This window comes from Microbacterium sp. M1A1_1b (assembly GCF_053345565.1).
In genome coordinates this window covers 478,284-499,245 of record NZ_JBKFAJ010000002.1, presented here as the reverse complement: position 1 = coordinate 499,245, position 20,962 = coordinate 478,284, and the positions used below count along the sequence as shown (strand labels likewise).

The 20,962-nt window shown below is 72.3% G+C and carries 22 protein-coding genes; 10 read left to right on the top strand and 12 right to left on the bottom strand.

Going from position 1 to position 20,962, the window contains the following annotated elements; genetic code table 11:
* The first annotated feature begins 3 nt into the window (after nucleotides 1–3).
* Both ACLBWP_RS07025 and ACLBWP_RS07020 read left to right on the top strand, forming a co-directional pair.
* Entirely contained in the window at nucleotides 4–282 is a 279-nt protein-coding gene (locus ACLBWP_RS07025) for a hypothetical protein (RefSeq protein WP_447654628.1), read from the top strand.
* Between the two features lie 21 nt (nucleotides 283–303).
* Nucleotides 304–1,395, top strand: coding sequence for a glycoside hydrolase family 5 protein (locus ACLBWP_RS07020; RefSeq protein WP_447654627.1), 1,092 nt, complete (start codon nucleotides 304–306; stop codon nucleotides 1,393–1,395).
* On the opposite strand, the gene ACLBWP_RS07015 is transcribed toward ACLBWP_RS07020, so the two are convergent.
* Complete coding sequence (locus tag ACLBWP_RS07015) at nucleotides 1,379–2,431, bottom strand: CPBP family intramembrane glutamic endopeptidase (protein WP_447654626.1); 1,053 nt, start codon at nucleotides 2,429–2,431, stop codon at nucleotides 1,379–1,381. The genes ACLBWP_RS07020 and ACLBWP_RS07015 overlap by 17 nt on opposite strands.
* 68 nt (nucleotides 2,432–2,499) lie before the next feature.
* Between ACLBWP_RS07015 and aroQ the strand changes: the two genes are divergently transcribed.
* A complete protein-coding gene (gene aroQ / locus ACLBWP_RS07010) occupies nucleotides 2,500–2,943 on the top strand; it encodes a type II 3-dehydroquinate dehydratase (RefSeq protein ID WP_447654625.1) in 444 nt (147 codons plus the stop codon).
* A 168-nt stretch (nucleotides 2,944–3,111) separates the two neighbouring features.
* Here the strand turns inward: aroQ and ACLBWP_RS07005 are convergent, their stop codons facing one another.
* On the bottom strand, nucleotides 3,112–3,708 hold the full coding sequence (locus tag ACLBWP_RS07005; RefSeq protein WP_243561777.1) for an NAD(P)H-dependent oxidoreductase: 597 nt from the start codon (nucleotides 3,706–3,708) through the stop codon (nucleotides 3,112–3,114).
* Between the two features lie 86 nt (nucleotides 3,709–3,794).
* Here ACLBWP_RS07005 and ACLBWP_RS07000 point away from each other — a divergent pair, with 86 nt between their 5' ends.
* The gene (locus tag ACLBWP_RS07000) at nucleotides 3,795–4,301 is read left to right on the top strand and encodes an MSMEG_6728 family protein (protein WP_447654624.1); all 507 of its coding nucleotides are present in this window, start codon (nucleotides 3,795–3,797) and stop codon (nucleotides 4,299–4,301) included.
* Here ACLBWP_RS07000 and ACLBWP_RS06995 read toward each other — a convergent pair.
* The 7 genes from ACLBWP_RS06995 to ACLBWP_RS06965 all read right to left on the bottom strand — a co-directional run bounded on the left by ACLBWP_RS06995 (nucleotide 4,261) and on the right by ACLBWP_RS06965 (nucleotide 10,850).
* Nucleotides 4,261–4,551, bottom strand: coding sequence for a hypothetical protein (locus ACLBWP_RS06995; protein WP_243561779.1), 291 nt, complete (start codon nucleotides 4,549–4,551; stop codon nucleotides 4,261–4,263). The genes ACLBWP_RS07000 and ACLBWP_RS06995 overlap by 41 nt on opposite strands.
* A 226-nt stretch (nucleotides 4,552–4,777) precedes the next feature.
* A complete protein-coding gene (locus tag ACLBWP_RS06990) occupies nucleotides 4,778–5,047 on the bottom strand; it encodes a hypothetical protein (RefSeq protein WP_243561780.1) in 270 nt (89 codons plus the stop codon).
* A 79-nt stretch (nucleotides 5,048–5,126) separates the two neighbouring features.
* Nucleotides 5,127–6,266 (bottom strand): cysteine desulfurase family protein, encoded by a 1,140-nt coding sequence (locus ACLBWP_RS06985; RefSeq protein WP_447654623.1) that lies wholly within the window; start codon nucleotides 6,264–6,266, stop codon nucleotides 5,127–5,129.
* A gap of 3 nt (nucleotides 6,267–6,269) precedes the next feature.
* A complete protein-coding gene (gene nadC, locus ACLBWP_RS06980) occupies nucleotides 6,270–7,169 on the bottom strand; it encodes a carboxylating nicotinate-nucleotide diphosphorylase (protein ID WP_447654622.1) in 900 nt (299 codons plus the stop codon).
* Nucleotides 7,166–8,815, bottom strand: coding sequence for an L-aspartate oxidase (locus ACLBWP_RS06975; protein WP_447654621.1), 1,650 nt, complete (start codon nucleotides 8,813–8,815; stop codon nucleotides 7,166–7,168). Before ACLBWP_RS06975 ends, nadC begins: the two co-directional genes overlap by 4 nt.
* A 2-nt stretch (nucleotides 8,816–8,817) precedes the next feature.
* Complete coding sequence (gene nadA / locus ACLBWP_RS06970; RefSeq protein WP_447654620.1) at nucleotides 8,818–10,089, bottom strand: quinolinate synthase NadA; 1,272 nt, start codon at nucleotides 10,087–10,089, stop codon at nucleotides 8,818–8,820.
* An 8-nt stretch (nucleotides 10,090–10,097) separates the two neighbouring features.
* On the bottom strand, nucleotides 10,098–10,850 hold the full coding sequence (locus ACLBWP_RS06965; RefSeq protein ID WP_243561822.1) for an NUDIX hydrolase: 753 nt from the start codon (nucleotides 10,848–10,850) through the stop codon (nucleotides 10,098–10,100).
* Nucleotides 10,851–10,982: 132 nt separating this feature from the next.
* On the opposite strand from ACLBWP_RS06965, the gene ACLBWP_RS06960 reads away from it, so the two are divergent.
* From ACLBWP_RS06960 to ACLBWP_RS06950, 3 genes are all read left to right on the top strand, one after another.
* Nucleotides 10,983–11,264, top strand: a complete 282-nt coding sequence (locus tag ACLBWP_RS06960; protein WP_243561785.1) for an acylphosphatase — start codon at nucleotides 10,983–10,985, stop codon at nucleotides 11,262–11,264.
* Nucleotides 11,265–11,424: 160 nt separating this feature from the next.
* On the top strand, nucleotides 11,425–12,918 hold the full coding sequence (locus ACLBWP_RS06955; protein WP_447654619.1) for an MDR family MFS transporter: 1,494 nt from the start codon (nucleotides 11,425–11,427) through the stop codon (nucleotides 12,916–12,918).
* A 203-nt stretch (nucleotides 12,919–13,121) separates the two neighbouring features.
* Nucleotides 13,122–14,384 (top strand): D-arabinono-1,4-lactone oxidase, encoded by a 1,263-nt coding sequence (locus ACLBWP_RS06950; protein WP_447654618.1) that lies wholly within the window; start codon nucleotides 13,122–13,124, stop codon nucleotides 14,382–14,384.
* Between the two features lie 87 nt (nucleotides 14,385–14,471).
* Here ACLBWP_RS06950 and ACLBWP_RS06945 read toward each other — a convergent pair whose 3' ends face one another.
* Entirely contained in the window at nucleotides 14,472–14,966 is a 495-nt protein-coding gene (locus ACLBWP_RS06945) for a 2'-5' RNA ligase family protein (RefSeq protein ID WP_447654617.1), read from the bottom strand.
* Between the two features lie 203 nt (nucleotides 14,967–15,169).
* On the opposite strand from ACLBWP_RS06945, the gene ACLBWP_RS06940 reads away from it, so the two are divergent.
* Genes ACLBWP_RS06940 through ACLBWP_RS06930 form a run of 3 tightly spaced genes read left to right on the top strand, consistent with a single transcriptional unit; the run spans nucleotide 15,170 to nucleotide 17,837 of the window.
* Complete coding sequence (locus tag ACLBWP_RS06940) at nucleotides 15,170–16,123, top strand: MetQ/NlpA family ABC transporter substrate-binding protein (RefSeq protein ID WP_447654616.1); 954 nt, start codon at nucleotides 15,170–15,172, stop codon at nucleotides 16,121–16,123.
* Complete coding sequence (locus ACLBWP_RS06935) at nucleotides 16,123–17,169, top strand: methionine ABC transporter ATP-binding protein (RefSeq protein ID WP_447654615.1); 1,047 nt, start codon at nucleotides 16,123–16,125, stop codon at nucleotides 17,167–17,169. The genes ACLBWP_RS06940 and ACLBWP_RS06935 overlap by 1 nt, the downstream gene beginning before the upstream one ends.
* The gene (locus tag ACLBWP_RS06930; RefSeq protein WP_447654614.1) at nucleotides 17,166–17,837 is read left to right on the top strand and encodes a methionine ABC transporter permease; all 672 of its coding nucleotides are present in this window, start codon (nucleotides 17,166–17,168) and stop codon (nucleotides 17,835–17,837) included. The genes ACLBWP_RS06935 and ACLBWP_RS06930 overlap by 4 nt, the downstream gene beginning before the upstream one ends.
* 641 nt (nucleotides 17,838–18,478) lie before the next feature.
* On the opposite strand, the gene ACLBWP_RS06925 is transcribed toward ACLBWP_RS06930, so the two are convergent.
* The gene (locus ACLBWP_RS06925) at nucleotides 18,479–19,237 is read right to left on the bottom strand and encodes an endonuclease/exonuclease/phosphatase family protein (RefSeq protein WP_243561791.1); all 759 of its coding nucleotides are present in this window, start codon (nucleotides 19,235–19,237) and stop codon (nucleotides 18,479–18,481) included.
* Between the two features lie 252 nt (nucleotides 19,238–19,489).
* A complete protein-coding gene (locus tag ACLBWP_RS06920; protein WP_447654613.1) occupies nucleotides 19,490–20,896 on the bottom strand; it encodes an MFS transporter in 1,407 nt (468 codons plus the stop codon).
* Nucleotides 20,897–20,962 lie beyond the last annotated feature (66 nt).

The following is a 20,962-nucleotide window of genomic DNA, read 5'->3' as shown; positions in this document are numbered from 1 at the left end:
GGCGTGGTCCCCGTGTCCGCCGTGCCCGTGGTGGCCGGCGTGTGCGTCGTGGTGGCCGCCGTGGTCGTGCTCGGCGTGGCCGCGATCCGCGTGGGGATCGTGATCGCCGCCGCCGTGGTGCTCGTGCTGGTCGACGTCGAGGTCGTGCCGGCGGGCGTCGTCGTGGGACGCATCCCGCACGGTCGTCGCGTGGTGCTGGTGCTCGTCGTGCTCGTCCATGTCCCCGATGATACCCCCAGGGGGTACCGTTCGCATCGAGCCGGCGTGGTGGACACCTGCTGACCGCGGGTGGACCATGACCCCATGAGGCGATCCAGCATCCTCCGGCGCAGCGTCGCGACCGGACTCACCGTCATCGCGGTCGTCGCGGGGGTCCTGGTCCCCGCCACCACCGCGTCCGCCACCACCACCCCCGCCGTCCCCGTCACCGCCCTGCGCGTCGCGAAGAACGCGCTCGTGGACACCTCGGGCCGGGCCGTGAAGCTGCGCGGCGTGAACCGTTCCGGCACCGAGTACAACTGCCAGCAGGGCGGCGGCGTGTTCTCCGGCCCGACCGACCAGGCGTCGATCGACCTGCTGCGGTCGTGGAACGTCAACGCCGTGCGGATCCCGCTGAACGAGCACTGCTGGCTCGGCATCGACTGGGCACCGCAGTCGACGGGCGAGCCGTACCGAGCGGCGGTGCAGGACTACGTCGACCGCCTGGCGGCGAACGGCATCCGGACGATCCTGGACCTGCACTTCACCGGACCGAAGGCGATCTGGGGCGAGCAGCAGAAGGAGATGGCGAACACCACCTACTCGCTGCCCTTCTGGACCTCGGTGGCCAGCCGGTTCGCGTCGAGCCCGGCCGTGCTGTACGAACCGTTCAACGAACCGCATGACATCTCGGTCGACTGCTGGCGGAACGGCTGCCAGATGCCCGAGGGCTGGCAGGCAGCCGGGTACCAGCAGCTCGTCGACACCATCCGGGCGACGGGGGCGAGGCAGCCGATCATCGTGAACGGGCTGGACTGGGGGCACGACATGTCGCCGCTGCTGACCGCGATGCCGACCGACCCCGCGAAGGCCCTGGTGGCCGGCCAGCACCTGTACAACTTCAAGAGCTGCGTGACGGCGTCGTGCTGGACGGCGAACTTCCGGCCGGTCGCGGTGAAGATGCCGATGGTCGCCGAGGAGATCGGCGTGAACGACTGCTCGACGACCATGCCGCTGGCGTTCATGCAGTGGATGGACCGGAACGGCGGCGACGGGTACGTGTTCTGGAACTTCGGCGTGACGGGCTGCCCGGACGGCGGACAGTACGGCGGCTCCGCCATGATCAGCGACTGGAGTGGCACCCCGACGCCCTACGGCGACGCGATCCGGCGGTACTTCCTCAGTCGCCCGCTCTGACGTCGGGCGACACGGAGGGAGACCCGGACGGCGACACCGAGGGCGACCCGGACGGCGCGGGCTGCGCGTCCTGCGTGCTCGGCCGGGTCGATGCGGCCGGACGAGCCGGTCCCAGTTCGCCGCGGCAGCGGATCGCGCCGGTGAGGACGAGCACCGCGATCACGACGGCCAGCACGATCCAGCCGGAGTACCCGAGCGGGCTGCGCAGCACGTTCGACACGCCGACCCCCGACGCGGAGAGCACGGTCCCGACCCCGGCGGCGCCGTTCACCCCGGCGTGCGCGAACACCGCGGGCCAGACGGACCCGGTGCGCAACCGGAGCCACCCCAGCACGGTGCCGAGCAGCACGCACGCCACGACCATGAACAGCACCCCGAGCCCGTCGAAGCGCCCGAAGTTGTAGCCGAGCAGGATGATCGGCGTGTGCCACAGGCCCCAGACGACCCCGGAGCCGATCAGTGCGGGCCAGGTGCCGAAGCGCGACAGGGCCGGCACCAGGAAGCCCCGCCACCCGATCTCCTCGCCGATGGTGACGAAGGCGTTGAACGCCGCCAGGAACGGCAGTTGCACCAGTTGGGCGGTGACGAGCACCCCGATCGGCACGGGCAGCTGGGTCAGCCCCTGAGCGCGGAGCACGTCACGGAACCCACCGAAGCCGGTCAGGTCGAGCGGGAACCACCCCGCGGCGACGGCGACGGCGAGCGCGGCCACCGGCAGCAGCAACCCACCGAGGTAGGCCGCGACGGTCACCCACACCGTGCGCTTGGCCGGCCGGAGCGGCCACACGCCCAGGAACCGCAGCACCGGACGCGGTCGGCGGCGTCCGAGCATCAGCAGCACGAGCGCTGCAGCGACCAGCGGGGTGAACATCATGCCGACGATGAACAGGGTGGCTCCGGGCGTGCTGAGCCCGCGCCCGGACAGCCACAGCGGCAGTGTGACGGCCCACGCACCGCCGAGCGCCAGCACCAGGAACGCGACGATCGCCCACACCGGGACGATGCGGGCGGGCTGCGGGTGCGGGGCGTCGGTCATGCTGGAATGCTACCGGCCACCCCCGACGGACACCACGGTCGACACCGGCTCGTGGATAGGCTCAGGCCATGACCGAGCAGCCCCGCATCCTCGTCCTCAACGGCCCGAACCTGGACATCCTGGGCCGTCGCGACCCGGCGCAGTACGGAACCGTCACCCTGGACGACCTGCGCCAGGTGGTCGAGACCGAGGCGGCGACACACGGGCTCGGTGTCGACTTCCGGCAGACCAACCGCGAGGGCGAGCTCGTCGAGTGGCTGCACGAGGCACTCGACGACCACGCCGCGGTCGTCATCAACCCCGCCGCCTACGCGCACACGTCGGTCGCGCTGCACGACGCGGTCGAGGCCCTCACCGTCCCCGTGGTCGAGGTGCACCTGTCCAACACGTGGAAGCGCGAGCCGTTCCGCCACGTCGACCACGTCGCCACGGCGGCGACCGCGGTGATCGCCGGAGCCGGCGCGGACGGCTACCGCCTGGCGGTCGCGCACGTGGCGTCACTGCTGGGCTGAGCGCGGCCCTGGGGCGACCGGCCGGACGGACGCCAGGCCCGTGGCGGCATCGCCACGGGCCTCCGTCCGTCCGCTGGCGCGGTCCGTCCGCTGGCGCGGTCCGTCCGCTGGCGCGGTCCGTCCGCTGGTGCGGTCCGTCCGCTGGTGCGGTCCACGAGCTGGTGCGGTTCAGAAGTCGGCGGGACGGGGCACGTCCGTCGTCGCCGCGCCGACGAAACCGCCGCGGATGATCGGCAGCGCACGCCGCACGGCCTGGTCGATGCGCAGCTCGAGGTCGAGGCTGCTGATGTCGTATCCCCCCTCGCGCTTGGTGAAGTCCCGCTCGTTGCCGAAGACCCCGAGCGGCAGCGTGGTCGACTGGAAGAACCCGAACAGCGGGCGCATCTGGTGCTCGACGAGCAGGGCGTGCCGGTCGCTGCCGCCCGTGGCCGTCAGCAGGACGGGGGTGTCGACCAGGTCGTACTGCCCGACCCAGTCGAAGAAGAGCTTGAAGGCACCGGAGTACGCGGCGCGGAAGGCCGGGCTGCCGACCACGAGCACGTCGGCGGACTCGACCGCCTCGAGCGCGGCCACGGTCGCGGGCGCCATCGTCGACCGGTCGGACGCGGCGCCGAGGTCGGCCAGCAACGGCCCGATCTCGACGACCTGGGTCCGGGCGTCCTCGATCTCGTCGGCCAGCCGTGCGACCGTCGCGGTCACCAGGGTCGACGTGCGCGAGGGGTCGGACGGGCTGCCGCTGACACCGACGACGAGTTCTCCGCTCATGGTCCCGATGCTCACACGCCGGCCGCGGACCGGGCCGGGTTGTGACGACATGTGTCGGTCCAGCCCTGCGGCGTAGCGTCCCCGGCATGCAGACGTTCCTGCCCTTCGCCGACTTCCGCGCCTCGGCCGAGGTCCTCGACGACAAGCGGCTCGGCAAGCAGCGCGTCGAGACCCTGCAGGTCATGCGGGCCCTGACGCTGCCCGACTACGGGTGGCAGCACCACCCGGTCGTCGCGATGTGGCGCGGGTACCGGCCGGCCCTGATGGCTTACCAGGACGCCACGTGCTCGGTGTGGTTGGAGCGGGGCCACGCGGACACGTGCCTGGCGAAGACCCTGGAGGACCTGGGGCGCTCCCCGGAGGACCTGGCCGCGTACGAGCGCGGTGACTTCCCGGTGCCGTCGTGGAACGCCGACGAGGCCGTGCACCGGTCGCACCGGTCGAAGCTCGTGCAGAAGGACCGCGAGCACTACCGCCCGCTGTTCCCCGACGTGCCGGACGACCTGGACTACGTGTGGCCCGTGCCGTCGGCAGCGAAGGACACCGGCACGCTCATGCGATCGGCGTCCACCGACCCCCGTCGCGTCGGGTGACGACGTCGGAGCGGACCTCGACCGTGCCGCTCAGTCCGTCGACCACGTGGCGACGCACGGCCACGGCCTGGTCGTCGTCGACCGCTTCGTAGCGGACGACCGCGCACGGGACGCCGCGCAGCAGTCGGACGTCCTGCGCCTCGACGACGGCGCGCTCCCCCGCCAGGCGTGCCGCGGCGGGCAGGACCGCGTCGGGGGCGATGCCGGCAGCGAGGGCTCCGACGGCGAGCGTCACACGGTACGAGGGCACCTCGTCACGCTACCGGTGGGCACACCACGACCCGCCGCGGGCACAGGGGCTCGGAGGCGTCGTCCAGGGGTGACGACGTTTCCGCGACCCGCGACGGGTCTCTGGGTGCAGCGGGCCGTGGCACAGGGGATGCCGCGTCCCGCCCCGGACGCCGTCTTCAGGGGTGGGCGTCCGGTTCGTTCGCGTCGTCGGTCTCCGCGGGTGCGGACACGAGCGGCGCGGGTCCTCAGGGGTGGTCGATGTCCTCCCGGTACCGATCCGACTCGGCCGGAGCGGGCATGGAGCGTCGTGCGACGGCCGAGCACACCAGCGGGAGCAGGGCGCTCCCGATGGTCGCCAGCGCGCCGACCACGGCGATCAGCCCGAGGGGTGCGGAGCCGACGTCGTGCCCCGCGGCCACGGCCAGCGCGAGGACGGTGGCGGGTGCCGGCAGGAGCTGCACCGCCCGGAAGCGGTCCTCCCGGGGAGCCCGTCGGTTCATCGTCGCGTTGGCCATGACCCCACTCTGCCCGAGAACGCGTGTCCGCAGAAGGGGGGACAGGTCCCCAGTGATGGAGTAGAACGTCTAGTACACCTCAGCGAAGCGCGCGGACGGTCTCGACCGCGCGTGTGACGGCCTCGACGACGAGTGGCACGTCGGCGGACGCGAGCGTCTGGTCGAACGTCAACCGCACGGCACTGCGTGCCAGGTCCTCGGACAGCCCGAGCGCCACGAGCACGTGCGACGCCTCGGTGCTGCCCGCGGCGCAGGCGCTTCCCGACGACGACACGACGTCGCGCTGTTCGAGCTCGAGCAGCACGGTCTCCCCCGTCACCCCGGGGAAGCAGAACGACGCGTGCCCGGGCAGCCGGTGCTCGACGGATCCGGTGACGAACGCACCGGGCACCCCGGCGAGCACGCCCGCGATCACGGCGTCCCGGGTCGCGGACGCCTGCTCCGCCGCACCGGACCGTCCCGCGGCGGTGATCGACAGCGCCGTCGCCACCGCCACGGCACCGGCGACGTCCTCGGTGCCCGACCGGCGCCCGCGTTCCTGTCCCCCGCCGTGCACGAGCGGCTCCAGCGGCACGCCGGCGCGGACCGCCAGCACGCCGGTGCCCTTCGGCGCGCCCAGCTTGTGCCCGGAACAGCTCAGCGCGTCGACACCCAGGACGTCGAGCCCGATCGGCAGCCACGGCGCGGACTGCACGGCGTCGGTGTGGAACCGTGCCCCGACCGCGTGTGCCACCGCTGCGAGCGCCTGCAGGTCCTGCACGGTGCCGATCTCGTTGTCCGCATGCGCGATCGACACGAGCGTGGTGTCCGGTCGGAGCGCTGCGGCCAGGACGTCCGGGGCGACCCGACCGTCGGCGTCGACCGGCAGGACCGTCACGGTGAACCCGTGGAAGCGCTCGAGGTAGCGGCAGCTCTCGAGCACGGCCTCGTGCTCGATCGCGGTCGTGACGACGTGCCGGCCACGCGGCGCCGCGAGCGCGATGCCCTTCACGGCGGTGTTGGCGCCCTCGGTGCCGCCCGCGGTGAAGACGACCTCGGCCGGCCGGCACCCCAGCACGTCGGCGACCCGCTGCCGGGCGTCGGCCAGTCCCCGTGCCGCCTGGTCGCCCAGCCCGTGGGTCGAGGACGGGTTGCCGAAGCCGCCCGTCAGCCACGGCCACATCGCCTCGAGCACCTCGCGGCGGACGGGGGTGGTGGCGGCACGGTCCAGGTAGAACACGGCTCAGTCCGACGCAGTGGGAGCAGCAGCAGTGTCCACGACGTCCATGTCGAGCCCCAGGTCCAGTGCCCGCGCCGAGTGCGTCAGCGCCCCGACCGAGATGACGTCCACGCCCGTCGCCGCGATCGCCGCGACGGTGTCGAGCGACACCCCGCCCGACGCCTCGACCAGGGCCCGTCCCCCGACGACGCGGATGCCCTCGACGAGCATGTCCGGGGTGAAGTTGTCGAGCATGATCGTGTCGACCCCGGCGGCGACGACGGGTTCGATCTGGTCGATGCGGTCCACCTCGACCTCGAGGTGCACGGTGTGGCCGAGCCGCGCCCGGGCCGCCCGGATGGCCGTGCCGAGCCCGATGCCGCTCGCCAGCAGGACGGCCAGGTGGTTGTCCTTCGCGAGCACGGCGTCCGACAGCGACGTGCGGTGGTTGTGCCCGCCGCCGCAGCGCACGGCGTAGCGCTCGATCGCGCGCAGCCCCGGCGTGGTCTTGCGGGTGTCGACGATGCGCGCGCTGGTGCCGGCCACAGCGGCGACGTACTGCGCGGTGGTCGTCGCGATGCCGGACATCCGCTGCACCAGGTTGAGCGCCACCCGCTCGCCGCGCAGCACGGCCCGCGCCGGTCCGGTCACGGTGGCCAGGACGTCGCCCGGTACGAACGCGGTGCCGTCGGCGACACGCAGGTCCACCTGGATCGCCGGGTCGACCGCGTGCATCACCGCCGTGAACACCGCCCCGCCGCTCAGCACGCCGGATTCTCGGGCGCCGAGGGTGGCGGTGGCCGTCGCGGTCGCCGGGATGAGCGTCTCGCTCGTCACGTCCCCCCAGGGGGCGTCCTCCTCGAGCGCGGTGTGGATGACCCGCTGCAGGGCGTGCGGCGGGATCGAGCCGAGGTCGACGGTCATGCGAGTGCTTCCTCGGGGACGAGCGCGAGGGCGGTCGGAGCCGTCGCGGGAGCGAGCACCCAGGCGCGCGCGGTCGCGGCGCCCGGGTCGGTGTCGGGGTGGTCGGTGCGGGCGTGGGCGCCGCGGGACTCGGTGCGGGCCTCGGCGGCGCGGGCGGTCTGGCGGGCCAGGTCGAGCAGTGCACGGTCCTCGTGCTCGCGCACGGAACGCGGGACGGGCGCCGTCAGCGCGGCCAGCGCGCGTCGTGCGGCCGCCAGCCCGTCGGCGTCGCGCAGCAGGCCGACATGGTCCGTCATGACGGTCTGCAGGGCCTGCCGGACGTCGGCCGCGTCGCGGAGCCGCGCCGGGCCTCCAGGCCGCCCTGCGTGCGCATCCACCGGACGGGAGGCCCGGGTCGACTCCGCCGTGTCGTCCACCGTGGTGACGGCGAGCGCCGCGTCGCCGCGCAGCCGGAGCAGACCGGGTCGTGGAGCGCCGAGGGCGTCCGCTGCGCGGACCGCGAAGACGAGCCCCTCGAGCAGGGAGTTCGAGGCCAACCGGTTGGCGCCGTGCACACCGGTGCAGGCGGCCTCGCCGACGGCGGACAGCCCGGGCAGGCTGGTACGGCCCTCGGCGTCCGTCGCGATGCCACCCATGGCGTAGTGCGCGGCGGGGGCCACGGGGACGCCCTGCCGGGTCCAGTCGAAGCCGGCGGCGCGCGTGGCCCGCGTGAGTCCGGGGAACCGGGCGACCAGGAACGACGCGTCGAGCGCGGTGGCGTCGAGCTCGACGGCGCCCGTGTCGCGGAGCGCCGCCGCGATGCCCCGGGCCACCACGTCGCGTGGTGCGAGGTCGGCGTCGGGGTGCACGTCGGCCATGAAGCGTCGGCCCCGGGCGTCACGCAGCACCGCTCCTTCGCCGCGGACGGCCTCGGAGACCAGGCCACCGCCCGGCACCGCGAGCCGCGTCGGGTGGAACTGTACGAACTCCACGTCGGCCAGGACGGCACCGGCACGCCAGGCCGCCGCCTGTCCGTCGCCCGTCGCGACGAGCGGGTTGGTCGTCTCGCGGTACAGGTGCCCGGCGCCGCCGGACGCGAGCACGACGGCGTCGGCATCGATACGCCGCGGTTCACCGAGCAGGTCGAGCACGTCGATCCCGACCACGGCACCGTCGCGCACGACCAGGTCGGTCAGGCAGGTGCGCTCGAGGATCGTGACGTGCTGGCGGTGCAGCGCCCGGATCAGGGTCTGCTCGATCGCGGCGCCCGTCGCGTCACCGTCGGCGTGGACGACCCGCCAGCGGGAGTGGGCGGCCTCGCGACCGCGCGCCAGGTCGTCGCCGTACCGGTCGAGGTCGGCGCGGTCGGCGCTCCGGTCGAAGGGGACGCCGAGCGCCAGCAGGTCGCGGACGCGGGCCGGGCCGTCGGTGCACAGGACCTCGACCGCGCGGGAGTCGGCGCTGCCCGCCGCGGCGACGTGCGTGTCTGCCTGGTGCAGCGCGGCGGTGTCGTCGGCACCGAGCGCGACGGCGACGCCGCCCTGGGCATAGCTGGTGGCGGAGTCGGCCAGGGCGCCCTTCGTCACGAGGGTGACGTCGTGCCGGGCACTGGCTCGGATGGCGGCGGTGAGCCCGGCGATGCCGGACCCGACGATGACGACGTGCACGATCAGCCCTTCGGCTTCGCTGCCAGCATGCGTTCGAGGGCGACCTTGGCGTCGGCCTTCACGGCGTCCGGCACCACGATCTCGTTGAGGACCTCGCCCCGCACCAGCGCCTCGAGCACCCACGCCAGGTAGCCCGGGTGGATCCGGTACATCGTCGAGCACGGGCAGACGACCGGGTCCAGACACAAGATCGTGTGCTGCGGGAACTCGGCCGCCAGGCGGTTGACCATGTTGATCTCGGTGCCGATCGCGAACGTCGTCGGTTCGGTGGCGGCGGCGACGGTCCGGCGGATCAGGTCGGTGCTGCCCGCGACGTCGGCGGCGTCGACGACGGCCATCGGGCACTCGGGGTGCACGATGACCTGGACGCCCGGGTGGTCCACGCGGGCCTGGTCGATCTGCTCCACCGTGAAGCGGCGGTGCACCGAGCAGAACCCGTGCCACAGGACGACCTTCGCGGCCTGCAGGTCGTCCGCGGTGTTGCCACCCAGCGGCTTCCGCGGGTTCCACATCGGCATCAGATCGGTGCTGATCCCCAGCGCCTTGGCGGTGTTGCGGCCCAGGTGCTGGTCGGGGAAGAACAGCACGCGCTGCCCCCGCTCGAACGCCCACTCGAGCACCGTCGCCGCGTTCGAGGACGTGCACACGATGCCGCCGTGCCGCCCGCAAAACGCCTTGAGGTCGGCTGCCGAGTTCATGTACGTGACCGGGATGACCGGCACGCGGCCCTCGGCGTCGGGCTCGGTGCCGTACACCGACTCGAGCTCGGCCCACGCGGCCTCGACGCTGTCGATGTCGGCCATGTCGGCCATCGAGCAGCCCGCGGCCAGGTTCGGCAGGATCACGTGCTGGTCGTCGCGGGCCAGGACGTCGGCCGTCTCGGCCATGAAGTGCACGCCGCAGAAGACGATCGCCTGGGCGTCGGGCTTGGTGAGCGCGGCGTTGGCGAGCTGGAACGAGTCGCCCAGGAAGTCTGCGTGCCGGACCACCTCGTCGCGCTGGTAGAAGTGTCCGAGCACGACGACCCGGTCGCCCAGGGTCGCCTTCGCCCGCTCGATACGCTCGTGCAGTTCGTCCACGGGGGCGGTCTTGTACTCGTCCGGGATCACGCCCTGGCGCGGGGCCGAGGTCGGGATGACGTCGGACATCGACGAGCCGGGGCCGTAGCCGGGGCGGTCGTCGAAGTCCCAGGTCGGCATCGCCAGGTCAGGCGTGCAGGTGCTGCCGGCGGCGCGGCCGTTGGAGATGAGCTCGATGGTGGTGGCGATGGACACGCGGGTTCCTACCGTTTCGTGCTGGCTGGCTGGAGCGGAGTGGCGTCGGCCTGGTGCTGTGGCGCACCGGGTCGACGCTTGGTGGCACCGGGCTGGAGCGGGCCGTTGTCCGCGTAAGCCAGGTCGGGGTTCGAGCGGTACAGCCGGGCCGGGCGGTGCCGGTCCCCGCTCGTGGTCTCGTCGGTGGCGATCACCGCGTCGGACTGCGCGACCTGTCGGCGGAAGTTCGCCGGGTCGAGCGGCTTGCCGAGGACGGCTTCGTACACGGCGCGCAGCTCGGCGAGTGTGAACCGGTCCCCCAGGAACGCCTGCGCGATCCGCGAGTACGACATCTTGGTGCGCAGCCGCCACAGCGCGTACTCGGCGATGCGGTCGTGGTCGAACGCCATCGGCGGGTGCTCGTCCGCCAGGAACCAGCGCACGTTCCAGTCGTCGGGCACCGTGCTGGCTTCGTCCGGACGCACCAGGGCCCAGTAGACGATCGACACCACGCGGGTGGGCGAGCGGTCGACGTCACCGAAGGCGTAGAGCTGCTCGAGGTAGCGCGGCTGCACGTTCGTCGTCTCGCGCAGACGGGCGGCCGCCGAGTCCTCGAGCCCCTCGTCCGGTCCGACCCAGCCGCCGGGCAGCGCCCACGAACCCCGGTACGGCTCGGTGGTGCGACGGACCAGGGGCATCCACAGCGCCGGGACGCCGGTGTCGGGGTGTGGGCGCAGCGCGACGATCACGGTCGAGACCGCGACGCGGATGCCCTCGTCCATCGTCCCCACCGCCCATCGTGTTCAGGTCATTCCGACCCGAAGTGTTCGGGTTGAGAAGACACTATCACCACGTCGCGGTTTCGTGACACGGCCGAGACGATCCGGAAACACGTCCGGCCTAGCGTGGCTGGCATGACAACGGTGACACGGGTCCACGCCGTCGTGACGGGGACCGTCCAGGGGGTCGGGTTCCGGTACTGGACGGCACGCAAGGCCGACGGTCTCGAGCTCGTGGGGTACGCACGCAACCTGTTCGACGGCACGGTCGAGGTCGAGGCGGAGGGGCCGTCCGCTGCCGTCGACGCGCTGGTCGAACTGCTGCACGCCGGCCCACCGAGCGCGACCGTGACCACCGTCACCACACGCGCGGTGGTGCCGCACGGCGACGCGGAGTCGTTCGACATCCTGCACTGACCGTTCATGCGTCGATGTCGGCGTGTCGTGGAATGATCGAATCCGTTCAGGTGCTGCACCGGTGCACCGCCCGTCGACTGCTCGTCCGGTCGATGCACGTCGTCTCGACGCACCTTCCCTCGACGCCCGTTCCACCGACTCTCGTTCGGAGCCACACCCCATGACCGACCACGCCATCGACACCGCGCCGCGCACCGGCAGTCTCGCGCAGCCGCCGGTCCGGAGTGCCGCCGACGACCGGCTCGTGATCGGGCTGCTGCTCGTGTCCGCCTTCGTCGTGATCCTCAACGAGACGATCATGGGTGTGGCCCTGCCCCGCCTGATGGACGACCTCGACATCAGCGCCGCGACCGGACAGTGGCTCACCACCGGGTTCCTGCTCACGATGGCGGTCGTCATCCCGATCACCGGGTTCCTGATCCAGCGGTTCACCACACGCTCGGTCTTCGTCGCGGCGATGAGCCTGTTCTCCGCCGGCACCCTCATCGCGCTGATCGCCCCCGGGTTCTCGGTGCTGCTGATCGGCCGCATCGTGCAGGCCAGCGGCACGGCGATCATGATGCCGCTGCTGATGACCACCGTGCTGACCCTCGTCGACCCCGCGCACCGCGGCCGGATCATGGGCAACATCTCGATCGTCATCTCGGTGGCACCGGCCGTCGGCCCGACCATCTCGGGGCTGATCCTCAACGCGTTCTCGTGGCGCTGGCTGTTCGGCTTCGTGCTGCCGATCGCGATCGCCGCGCTGGTCCTCGGCCTGGTCAAGGTCCGGAACGTCGGCACCCCGCGTCGGGCTCCGCTCGACGTGGCGTCCGTGATCCTGTCCGCGTTCGCGTTCGGTGGCATCGTCTACGGCCTGTCGAGCATCGCCGAGATCGCGACGACCGGCCCGGTGCTGCCGGTCGCGGCCCTGGTGGTCGGCGCCGTCGCGCTGACGCTGTTCATCCTGCGACAGACGCGGCTGCAGCGCGATGACCGTGCCCTGCTCGACCTGCGCACGTTCCGGACGAAGGGCTTCACCGTCCCGATCGTGGGGATGGGCCTGGCCTTCCTGGTGATGCTCGGCACGCTCATCCTGCTGCCGATCTACCTCGAGCGTGTGCTCGGGCTCGACGTCCTGAACGTCGGACTGCTCCTGCTCCCCGGCGGACTGCTGATGGGGCTGCTCTCCCCCGTCGTGGGCCGGATCTACGACCGACACGGTCCGCGCGTGCTGCTCATCCCGGGCACGATCGTGATCAGTGTCGTGATGTGGGCGCTGTCCTCCGTCGGCACGGACACGAGCGTGTGGTTCGTCCTCGGCGCCCACGTCGTCCTGAGCCTCGGCCTGGCGCTGACCTTCACGCCGCTGTTCACCGCGGCGCTCGGCGGGCTGCCCCCGAAGCTCTACTCGCACGGCAGCGCGGTGCTCGGCACGGCGCAGCAGCTGGCGGGCGCTGCCGGTACCGCGCTGTTCGTCACGCTGCTGACCATCGGCGCGGCGACCGTCGGCGCGGGGTCCGGTGCGGATGCCCTGGCGTCGGCGACGGCCTCGGGTGTGCGCACGGCGTTCCTGGTGGGCGGGGTGATCTCGCTGTTCGGGATCCTGGCCGCGTGCTTCGTGCGCAAGCCGGTCACCCCCGAGGGCACCCCCACGCCCCCGCCCGCGCACTAGCCCGTCGGGCCGCCGCGGCCGCGCCGCGCCACCGCGCGCGCTTCGCACCCCCGCACGAACACCGCGCCCCGTCACCCCGGGGCGCGATGTTCGTACGGGGGTGCAACACGCGACACCCGGCCCGCCGCGACACCCGGCGGGCCGCCGCGGGCCCGGAACCCCACCGCCCCGCTCCTGTCACCCGCGCGTGGCATCGTGAGCGCATGCCCTCGACGACGAGCGAACTGAACTGGTCCGGCACCGTGACGTACGGCGCAGCACGCGTCGAACGCCCGACCTCGCTGGACGACGCCGCCGCCATCGTCGCCCGCGAGCCACGCGTGCACGGCCTCGGCACCCGGCACTCGTTCAACGACGTCGCGGACACCCCCGGGGTGCTGCTCGACCTGACGCAGGTGCCGACCGACCTGCAGGTGGACCGGGCAGCGGACGGCACGACGGTCACCCTCGGCGCGGGCACCCGGTACGGCGACGTCGCCCCCGAGCTCGACGCGCTCGGCCTGGCCCTGCACAACACGGGCTCCCTGCCCCACATCTCGGTCGGCGGCGCGATCGCCACCGGCACGCACGGCTCCGGCACCACACTCGGTTCGCTCAGCACGGCCGTGCGCGGGCTCGAGCTGCTCGGGCCCGACGGCACGACCCGCACGGTCTCCCACACCGACCCCGACTTCCCCGGCACGGTGCTGCACCTGGGGCTGCTCGGGATCGTCACCCGCGTCACGCTCGCCGTCGAACCGACCTACCGGATGCGCCAGGACGCCTACGGCCCGTTCCCGTGGCGCACGTTCCTGGACCACGCCGCCGAGATCCACGCCGCCGGGTACTCGGTCTGCGCGTACACGCGCTTCGGCAACGACGACGACACGGGCCCCCGACCCGGTGCGATCGGCGAGGTCCTCGTCAAGTCCCGCGCCGAGCACGTCCCCGACGACCTGTTCGGCGTCCCGCGGCTGCCGGGCACCCCGGGCGACGCGCACCGCACCGCCCGCGACGGGTCGATGGGCCCGTGGTGGGACCGGCTGCCACACTTCCCGATCGCGTCCGTCCCCTCGCACGGCTCCGAGGTGCAGAGCGAACACTTCGTGCCCCTCCGGCACGCGGCCGCCGCCCTCGACGCCCTGCGGGGCCTGGCCGACCGCATCCAGCCGCACCTGCACGTCGCCGAGCTCCGCACGATGGCGGCCGACGACCTGTGGCTCAGCCCGACCCAGGGTCAGGACGTGTTCTGCATCGCCTTCACGTGGAAGAAGCACCCCGAGCAGGTGGCGGCGCTGCTGCCCGACCTCGAGGCGCGCCTGGCACCCCTCGGCGGCCGTCCACACTGGGGCAAGATGAGCTCGCTCGGCGCCGACGCGATCGCGGCGCTCTACCCGCGGCTGCCCGCGTTCCGTGCGCTGGTCGGCCGCGCCGACCCGGACCGGACGTTCGCATCCGCGTTCGGCGAGCGGGTGCTCCGGACCTGAGCCGGGCCTCCCGTCTGCACCACGGAACACGTCGCGACGCGACCCCGCGGACCCGCCTGGAGGCTCCACCCGCCACCGCACGACACCTCACGCCAACGGCGTGGTCACCTTCGTGTCGCCGTCCCAGTGCCGCAGACCGCCCACCGTCAGCACCTCGGGCAGGGGCGCGTCGGCAGTGATCGCCCGGAGCCCCGCGCCCAGGTCGACGTCGCGGATCCGCCGGGCGAGGGTCAGGTGCGGCGCCCACCGGCCAGGAGCCGACGAGTCGACCGCGTCCGGCGCCCCACGGTGCACGGCCCGGTGGAAGCGGGCCAGGGACTCGTCGACGACCACGCCCAACCCGAACACGTGCCGACCGGGCCCCGCGGGGAACAGCAGCACGCCCGCGACGCGCAGTGCGGTGGGCAGGGGCTCGTCGAGCGGTCCGGGAACCGGCACCGACTCCCCCGCGACCAGGGTGACGTGCGGGTCGTTGGTGCCGGCGTGCCCCAGGCTCGGCAGCTCCGCGGCGACGAGCGCCTGCCAGAGCCTGCGGACCGCCCGGTCCGAGGCGTCGTCGAGGACGAGTTCGATGCTGCGCACCCGTCCGATTCTGCCCGCGGCGCCTGCACGCGGCGGCCGCGCCCGCACGCGACGCCGGCACGCGACGCCCGTCTTCCGGCGCAGGCCGTCTCCCGGTACGGGTCGTAACACGGCGGAACGCGAATCGCCCCCGTGTGCACCGCCGGGCACACTCGGTGCAGTCCACGAGCGTGTGACCCCCGCCAGCCCACGAGGAGCACCCCATGACCGCACCCGCCCTGCCCGACAAGCCCAAGCGCAAGCGCCCGGTCGGCTGGATCGTCGCCGCCGCGGTGGTCGTCGTCGCGATCATCATCGCCGTCGTCGCCGTCGCCGTCCGCTCCGGTGGATCGTCGGACGCCGCTGCCGGTGGCTCGGACGCCGCGCCGAAGACCGTGACGATCGGTGTCGCGGACAAGTCGCTGCCGTACTGGAACACGTACGTCGACCTCGCGAAGCAGCAGCTCAACGTGACCGTGAAGCTGCAGAACTTCTCGGACTACTCGCTGCCGAACCCCGCGCTCAAGGACAAGCAGATCGACATCAACCAGTTCCAGCACATCCAGTACCTGGCGAACTACAACGTGACCTCGGACGACGACCTGCAGCCGATCGGCGCGACGGCCGTGTACCCGCTGCCGCTGTACTCGACCAAGGTCGCCAAGCCGTCGGAGTTCCAGGACGGCGCGAAGATCGCGATCCCGAACGACGCCATCAACGAGGCCCGCGCGCTCCTGGTGCTGCAGTCCGCGAACCTGCTCGAGCTCAAGGGCGGCGGCAACGCGTTCTCCACGGTCGCCGACATCACCTCGCACAAGGTCGACGTCCAGCCGCTCGACGCCTCGCAGACCGCGAACGCGCTGCAGCAGGGCTCGGTGGACGGCTCGGTCGTCAACGTGAACTACGCCACCTCGGCCGGGCTCGACACGAAGGACGCCATCTTCCAGGACGACCCGAAGAGCGCCTCCGCCGCCCCGTACGTCAACGTCTTCACGGTGCGCGACGCCGACAAGGACAACGCCACGTACCTGTCGCTGGCGAAGCTGTTCCAGGACGACGCCGTGCAGAAGGTGTTCGCGAAGGACTACCCCGACGCCGTGACCAGCGACGCGAGCCCCGCGACGCTCCAGAAGGAACTCACGACCGTCGAGCAGGACGCGAAGGCGGCAACGAAGTAGTGGCTGCCCTGGTCGAACTCCGCGGCGTCTCCAAGTCCTACCGCCGAGCGGACACCGGCGAGACCGTGGTGGCGGTCGAGGACGTCTCCCTCGACGTCGAGCAGGGCGAGGTGCTCGGCGTCATCGGGTACTCCGGCGCCGGCAAGTCCACCCTGGTCCGTCTGGTCAACGCCCTCGAACTGCCCACCTCGGGCACGGTCACCGTGGCGGGCCAGGAGCTGACGGCGATCCCCGAGCGGGACCGCCGTCAGGCGCGACGCCGCATCGGGATGGTCTTCCAGCAGTTCAACCTGTTCCGCTCCCGCACGATCGCCGGCAACGTGGCGTACCCGCTCAAGGTCGCCGGTGTCGCCAAGGACGAGCGCGACCGCCGCGTGGCCGAACTGCTGGACTTCGTGGGCCTGCTCGACCGGGCGTACGCCTACCCCGAGCAGCTCTCCGGCGGGCAGAAGCAGCGCGTCGGCATCGCCCGGGCGCTGGCGTCGAACCCCGAGCTGCTGCTTGCGGACGAGGCAACGAGCGCCCTCGACCCGGAGACCACCTCCGAGGTGCTGTCGCTCCTGCGCCGCGTGAACCGGGAGCTCGGCGTGACGATCATCGTCATCACGCACGAGATGGACGCCGTGCGGCAGATCGCCGACCGGGTCGCCGTGATGGAGCAGGGCCGCGTGGTCGAGGTCGGCGACGTCTACGACGTGTTCTCCGCACCGACGAACGCCGCGACCAAGCGCTTCGTCCGCACGGCGCTGCACGACCGACCCTCCCCCGAGACCCTCGTGCGCCTGCGCGAGCGGCACGCGGGCCGACTGGTCAGCGTGCAGATCACCGACGAGGCCGGACTGCAGAACCGGATCGACCAGGTGTTCCGGTCCGCCGGGGTCACCGCCGAGCTGGTCTACGGCGGCGTCGGCGAGATCCGCGAACGCCGCATCGGGTCGCTGACGTACGAGCTCGTCGCCCCGTCGGGTGACCGCAGCGCGATCGACGACGTCGTCCGCGACCTGCGGGCCGCCGGTGTCACGACCGACGAGGAGGCCGCAGCGTGAACAACTCCTTCCAGAGCGTCATCGACACGTTCGACGTCTTCCTGTCCTCGGTCCGCGACACCATCGTCATGTCGCTGGTGTCGCTCGTCATCGCCGGCGTGATCGGGCTGGCACTCGGGCTCGCGCTGTACGCCACCCGCCCGGGAAACCTGATGGGCAGCCGCACGGCGTACACGGTCATCAACCTGGTCGTGAACATCGTCCGACCCATCCCGTTCGTCATCTTCCTGGCGGCGATCGCGCCGCTGTCGCGCGTGGTGGTGCAGACGACGATCGGCGTGCCCGCGGTGACGTTCGCGATCTCGCTCGCGGCGTCGTTCGCGGTCGCCCGGATCGTCGAGCAGAACCTGCTGGGGGTCGACCCCGGTGTGGTCGAGGCGGCGCGGGCGTCGGGCGCGCACCCAGTGTCGATCCTGCTGACCGTGCTCATCCCCGAGGGCCTCGGGCCGCTCATCCTGGGCTACACGTTCATCTTCATCGGGATCGTCGACATGACGGCGCAGGGCGCACTGATCGGCGGGGGCGGTCTGGGCGAGTACGCGATCACCTACGGGTCGCAGCGCTACGACTGGTGGATCGTCTACGTGTCGGTGGCCGCGATCGTGGTCATCGTGCAGCTCGGGCAGTTCGTCGGCAACCGCCTGGCCCGGGCGACGCTGCGTCGCTGACGCGCGGGGTGCGGTGGACGCACCCCGTCTGGACGGGAGGCCCGGTGCCAGCTGGTACCGCGCCTCCCGTCCGGCGTGTGGGTAGGTTCCCGGGTTCCCGGGTTCCCGGGTTCCCGGGTTCCCGGGTTCCCGCGTTCTCGCGGTCCCGCCTGCCGACTGGTCGCAACACCCCGCTCACGTCCGCCGAGCGGTCACGAACCGTCGCTCCCGTCGCGTCCGGACGACAGAACGTGACCGGTCGGCGTCGCACCGACGGGGCGTCGTGACCAGTCGGGGCGCTTCGCCCGCCACCCCCGACCGGTCGCAACACCCCGCTCACGTCCGCCGAGCAGTCACGAACCGTCGCTCTCCACGCGCCCGGACGACAGAACGTGACCAGCCGGCGTCGCACCGACGGGGTGTCGTGACCGGTCGGGACGCTTCGCCCGCCACCCCCGACCGGTCGCAACACCCCGCTCACGTCCGCCGAGCGGTCGCGAACTGTCGCTCTCCACGCGTCCGGACGACAGAACGTGACCGGTCGGCGTTGCACCGACGGGGTGTCGCGACCACTGGAGCCGCTGGTCTGGGCGCGATCAGACGACTGGTCGCACCGCGTCGGGCGCGATGCCCACGGAAGTGCCCGACCCGAACGGCCCGCGTCAGGCGGCGGTGTCGGCTGCGGCCGCGGGCTCCTCGTAGTGCGCGCGCACCAGGATCGGCCGGTGGTCGGAGATGCCCGCGGGCAGGGTCTCGACACCGGCGATGTGCAGTCCGACGCTCGTGGCGAAGTCGAAGTGGCCCGTGAACTTGCGGTAGCGCAGGTAGGTCGGCTGGTCGGACAGCGACAGCGCGAAGCCGTGCGACTCGATCTTCCGGCGCAGGTTCGTCTGGAACCAGGGGTAGTTGAAGTCGCCGACCATGATCGCCGGGGCCTCGCTGGACAGGTCGCGGACGAACTGGTGCGCGGCCTCGATCTGCTTGCGGCGCAGGGAGTTCGTCGCGGTCAACGGCGAGGCGTGGAACGAGGCGACGATGACGTCGGTGCCGGCGTGCTCGTCGTGCAGGTGCATCGCGATGAGCCGTTCGTGCGCGGGTGCCAGGACCCGGTCGTGCAGGGACTTCTGCAGCGAGTGGATGCTGAAGTCCTTGACCTGGAACCGGTCGTCGCGCTTGTAGATCGCCAGGCCCAGGCGGTTCGCCTTGGTCGATGCGGCCAGGGTCAGCCCGCCGACCGAGGTCGCCAGGTCGTTGCTGTCGCACTCCTGCACGCACAGGACGTCGGCGTCGGAGGCCTCGGCCAGGGCAGCGAGCTCGCTGTTGGCGGTGTGCTCGCGCAGGTTGTAACTGACGACGCGGATCGTCCGGGCCTGGACGTCGGTGTCGTCCTGGACGGTTCCCTGCTGGTCTGGCACGGTCATGCTGCCTTCCTTCCGGAGCCGGGTCCCTGTCCACCTGCTCGCTCTGCCGCGTGAACGCTACTCGTCGTCCGCAAGCGGTTGCTGAGACTGTAGCGTCTGGCGGGTTTCCGGCGCGTGACGTGGGCACGAACGGCGCGTGCGGTGGGCCGGGAAGCGCACGGACGCCGCGCGCGACGTGCACGGCCGACGCGCGTGCGGCAGGACGGGTCGGGCCCGGACATGTCGAGCCCGGGCGGCTCAGACCCGCACGTGTCAGGCCCGGACCCGCCGCGCCGGTCGCACCGTCTCGCCGGCGGTCCGGCTCATCAGCACGCCCTCCAGACACGCGACCACGAGCAGCACGGCGATCACCCAGAACGCCACGACGTACGGACCGGACCCGCCGAGCCCGGCCGCGGCGCGGATGACCACCGCGGCGACCGCGACACCGAAACCGGCCGCCGTCTGCTGCAGGGTCGACGACAGCGTGTTGGCCGGGGTCATGTCCGCCTGCTCGACGTCGGCGAACGCGATCGTGTTGTACGCGGTGAAGCCGACCGACCGTGCGGCTCCGCTCACGACGAGCAGCACCGCGAGCAGCCAGAACGGGGTCGTCGGCGCCAGGAACGCCATCGCGACGACGCTCAGCGCGGCGACGGCCGAGGACACGATGATGACCGGCCGGTACCCGAACCAGCGCAGCAGCGGCGTGGTGGCGGGCTTGATGCCGAGGTTGCCGACGAAGACCCAGAGCACGGCGGAACCGGCCTCGAGCGCCGTCCACCCCCACGCGTCCTGGAACAGCAGCGGCAGGACGAACGGCACCGCCGAGACGGCCAGGCGGAACAGGCTGCCGCCCGCGTGCGACACCCGGAACGTCTCGAGCCGGAACGCGTCCAGGCCCATGATCGGGTGCGGTGCCCGGCGGAAGTGCCGGATCGCCAGCCAGGTGCAGACCGCGCCCACGACACCGGCCAGCACCGCCGGCACGACGGGGACGACGTCGAGCGACAGCAGCGACGCCATCACGACCAGCGCGCCGAGTCCGAAGCACGCCAGCAGCGATCCGAGCCAGTCGAACGGGATCCGCTGGGCGGCCCGCTCCTGGGGAACCAGGACGATCGCCGCGACGAGCGCGATGACGCCGAGCGGGATGTTGACCAGGAAGATCCAGTGCCAGGTCAGGGTGTCGACGAGCAGCCCGCCGATGAACGGCGCGATGATCGGTGCCGCCAGCGCCGGCCAGGTCAGGATCGCGATCGCGGTGACGAGCTGCTCGCGTCCGGCACTCCGGAGCACGACGAGCCGGCCGACGGGCACCATGAGCGCACCGCCGATGCCCTGCACGATGCGCCAGATCGTCAGGTCGACGAGCCCGGTCGACGCGGCGCAGAGTCCGGACGCGATCGTGAACAGGGCGATCGCGCCGACGAACACCGTGCGCGAACCGATGCGGTCGGTCAACCACCCGCTGACGGGGATCAACACGGCGAGGGTGACCAGGTAGGCGGTGATCGCGATGCCGATGGCGGCGGAGTCGACGCCCAGGTCACGGCCCATCGCGGGCGCTGCCGTCGCCAGGATCGTCCCGTCCAGCAGCTCCATGAAGTAGGTGCCGGCCACGAGCACGGCGACCGCAGCGCTGCCCGTCCGTCGTCTGGCTGGTGTCGTCGTCGTCATCGCGTCTCAGCGTAGGCCGGACCCGCTCGCTGGACGTGCGGTTCTGCAACGTGGAACGCTGAGGCC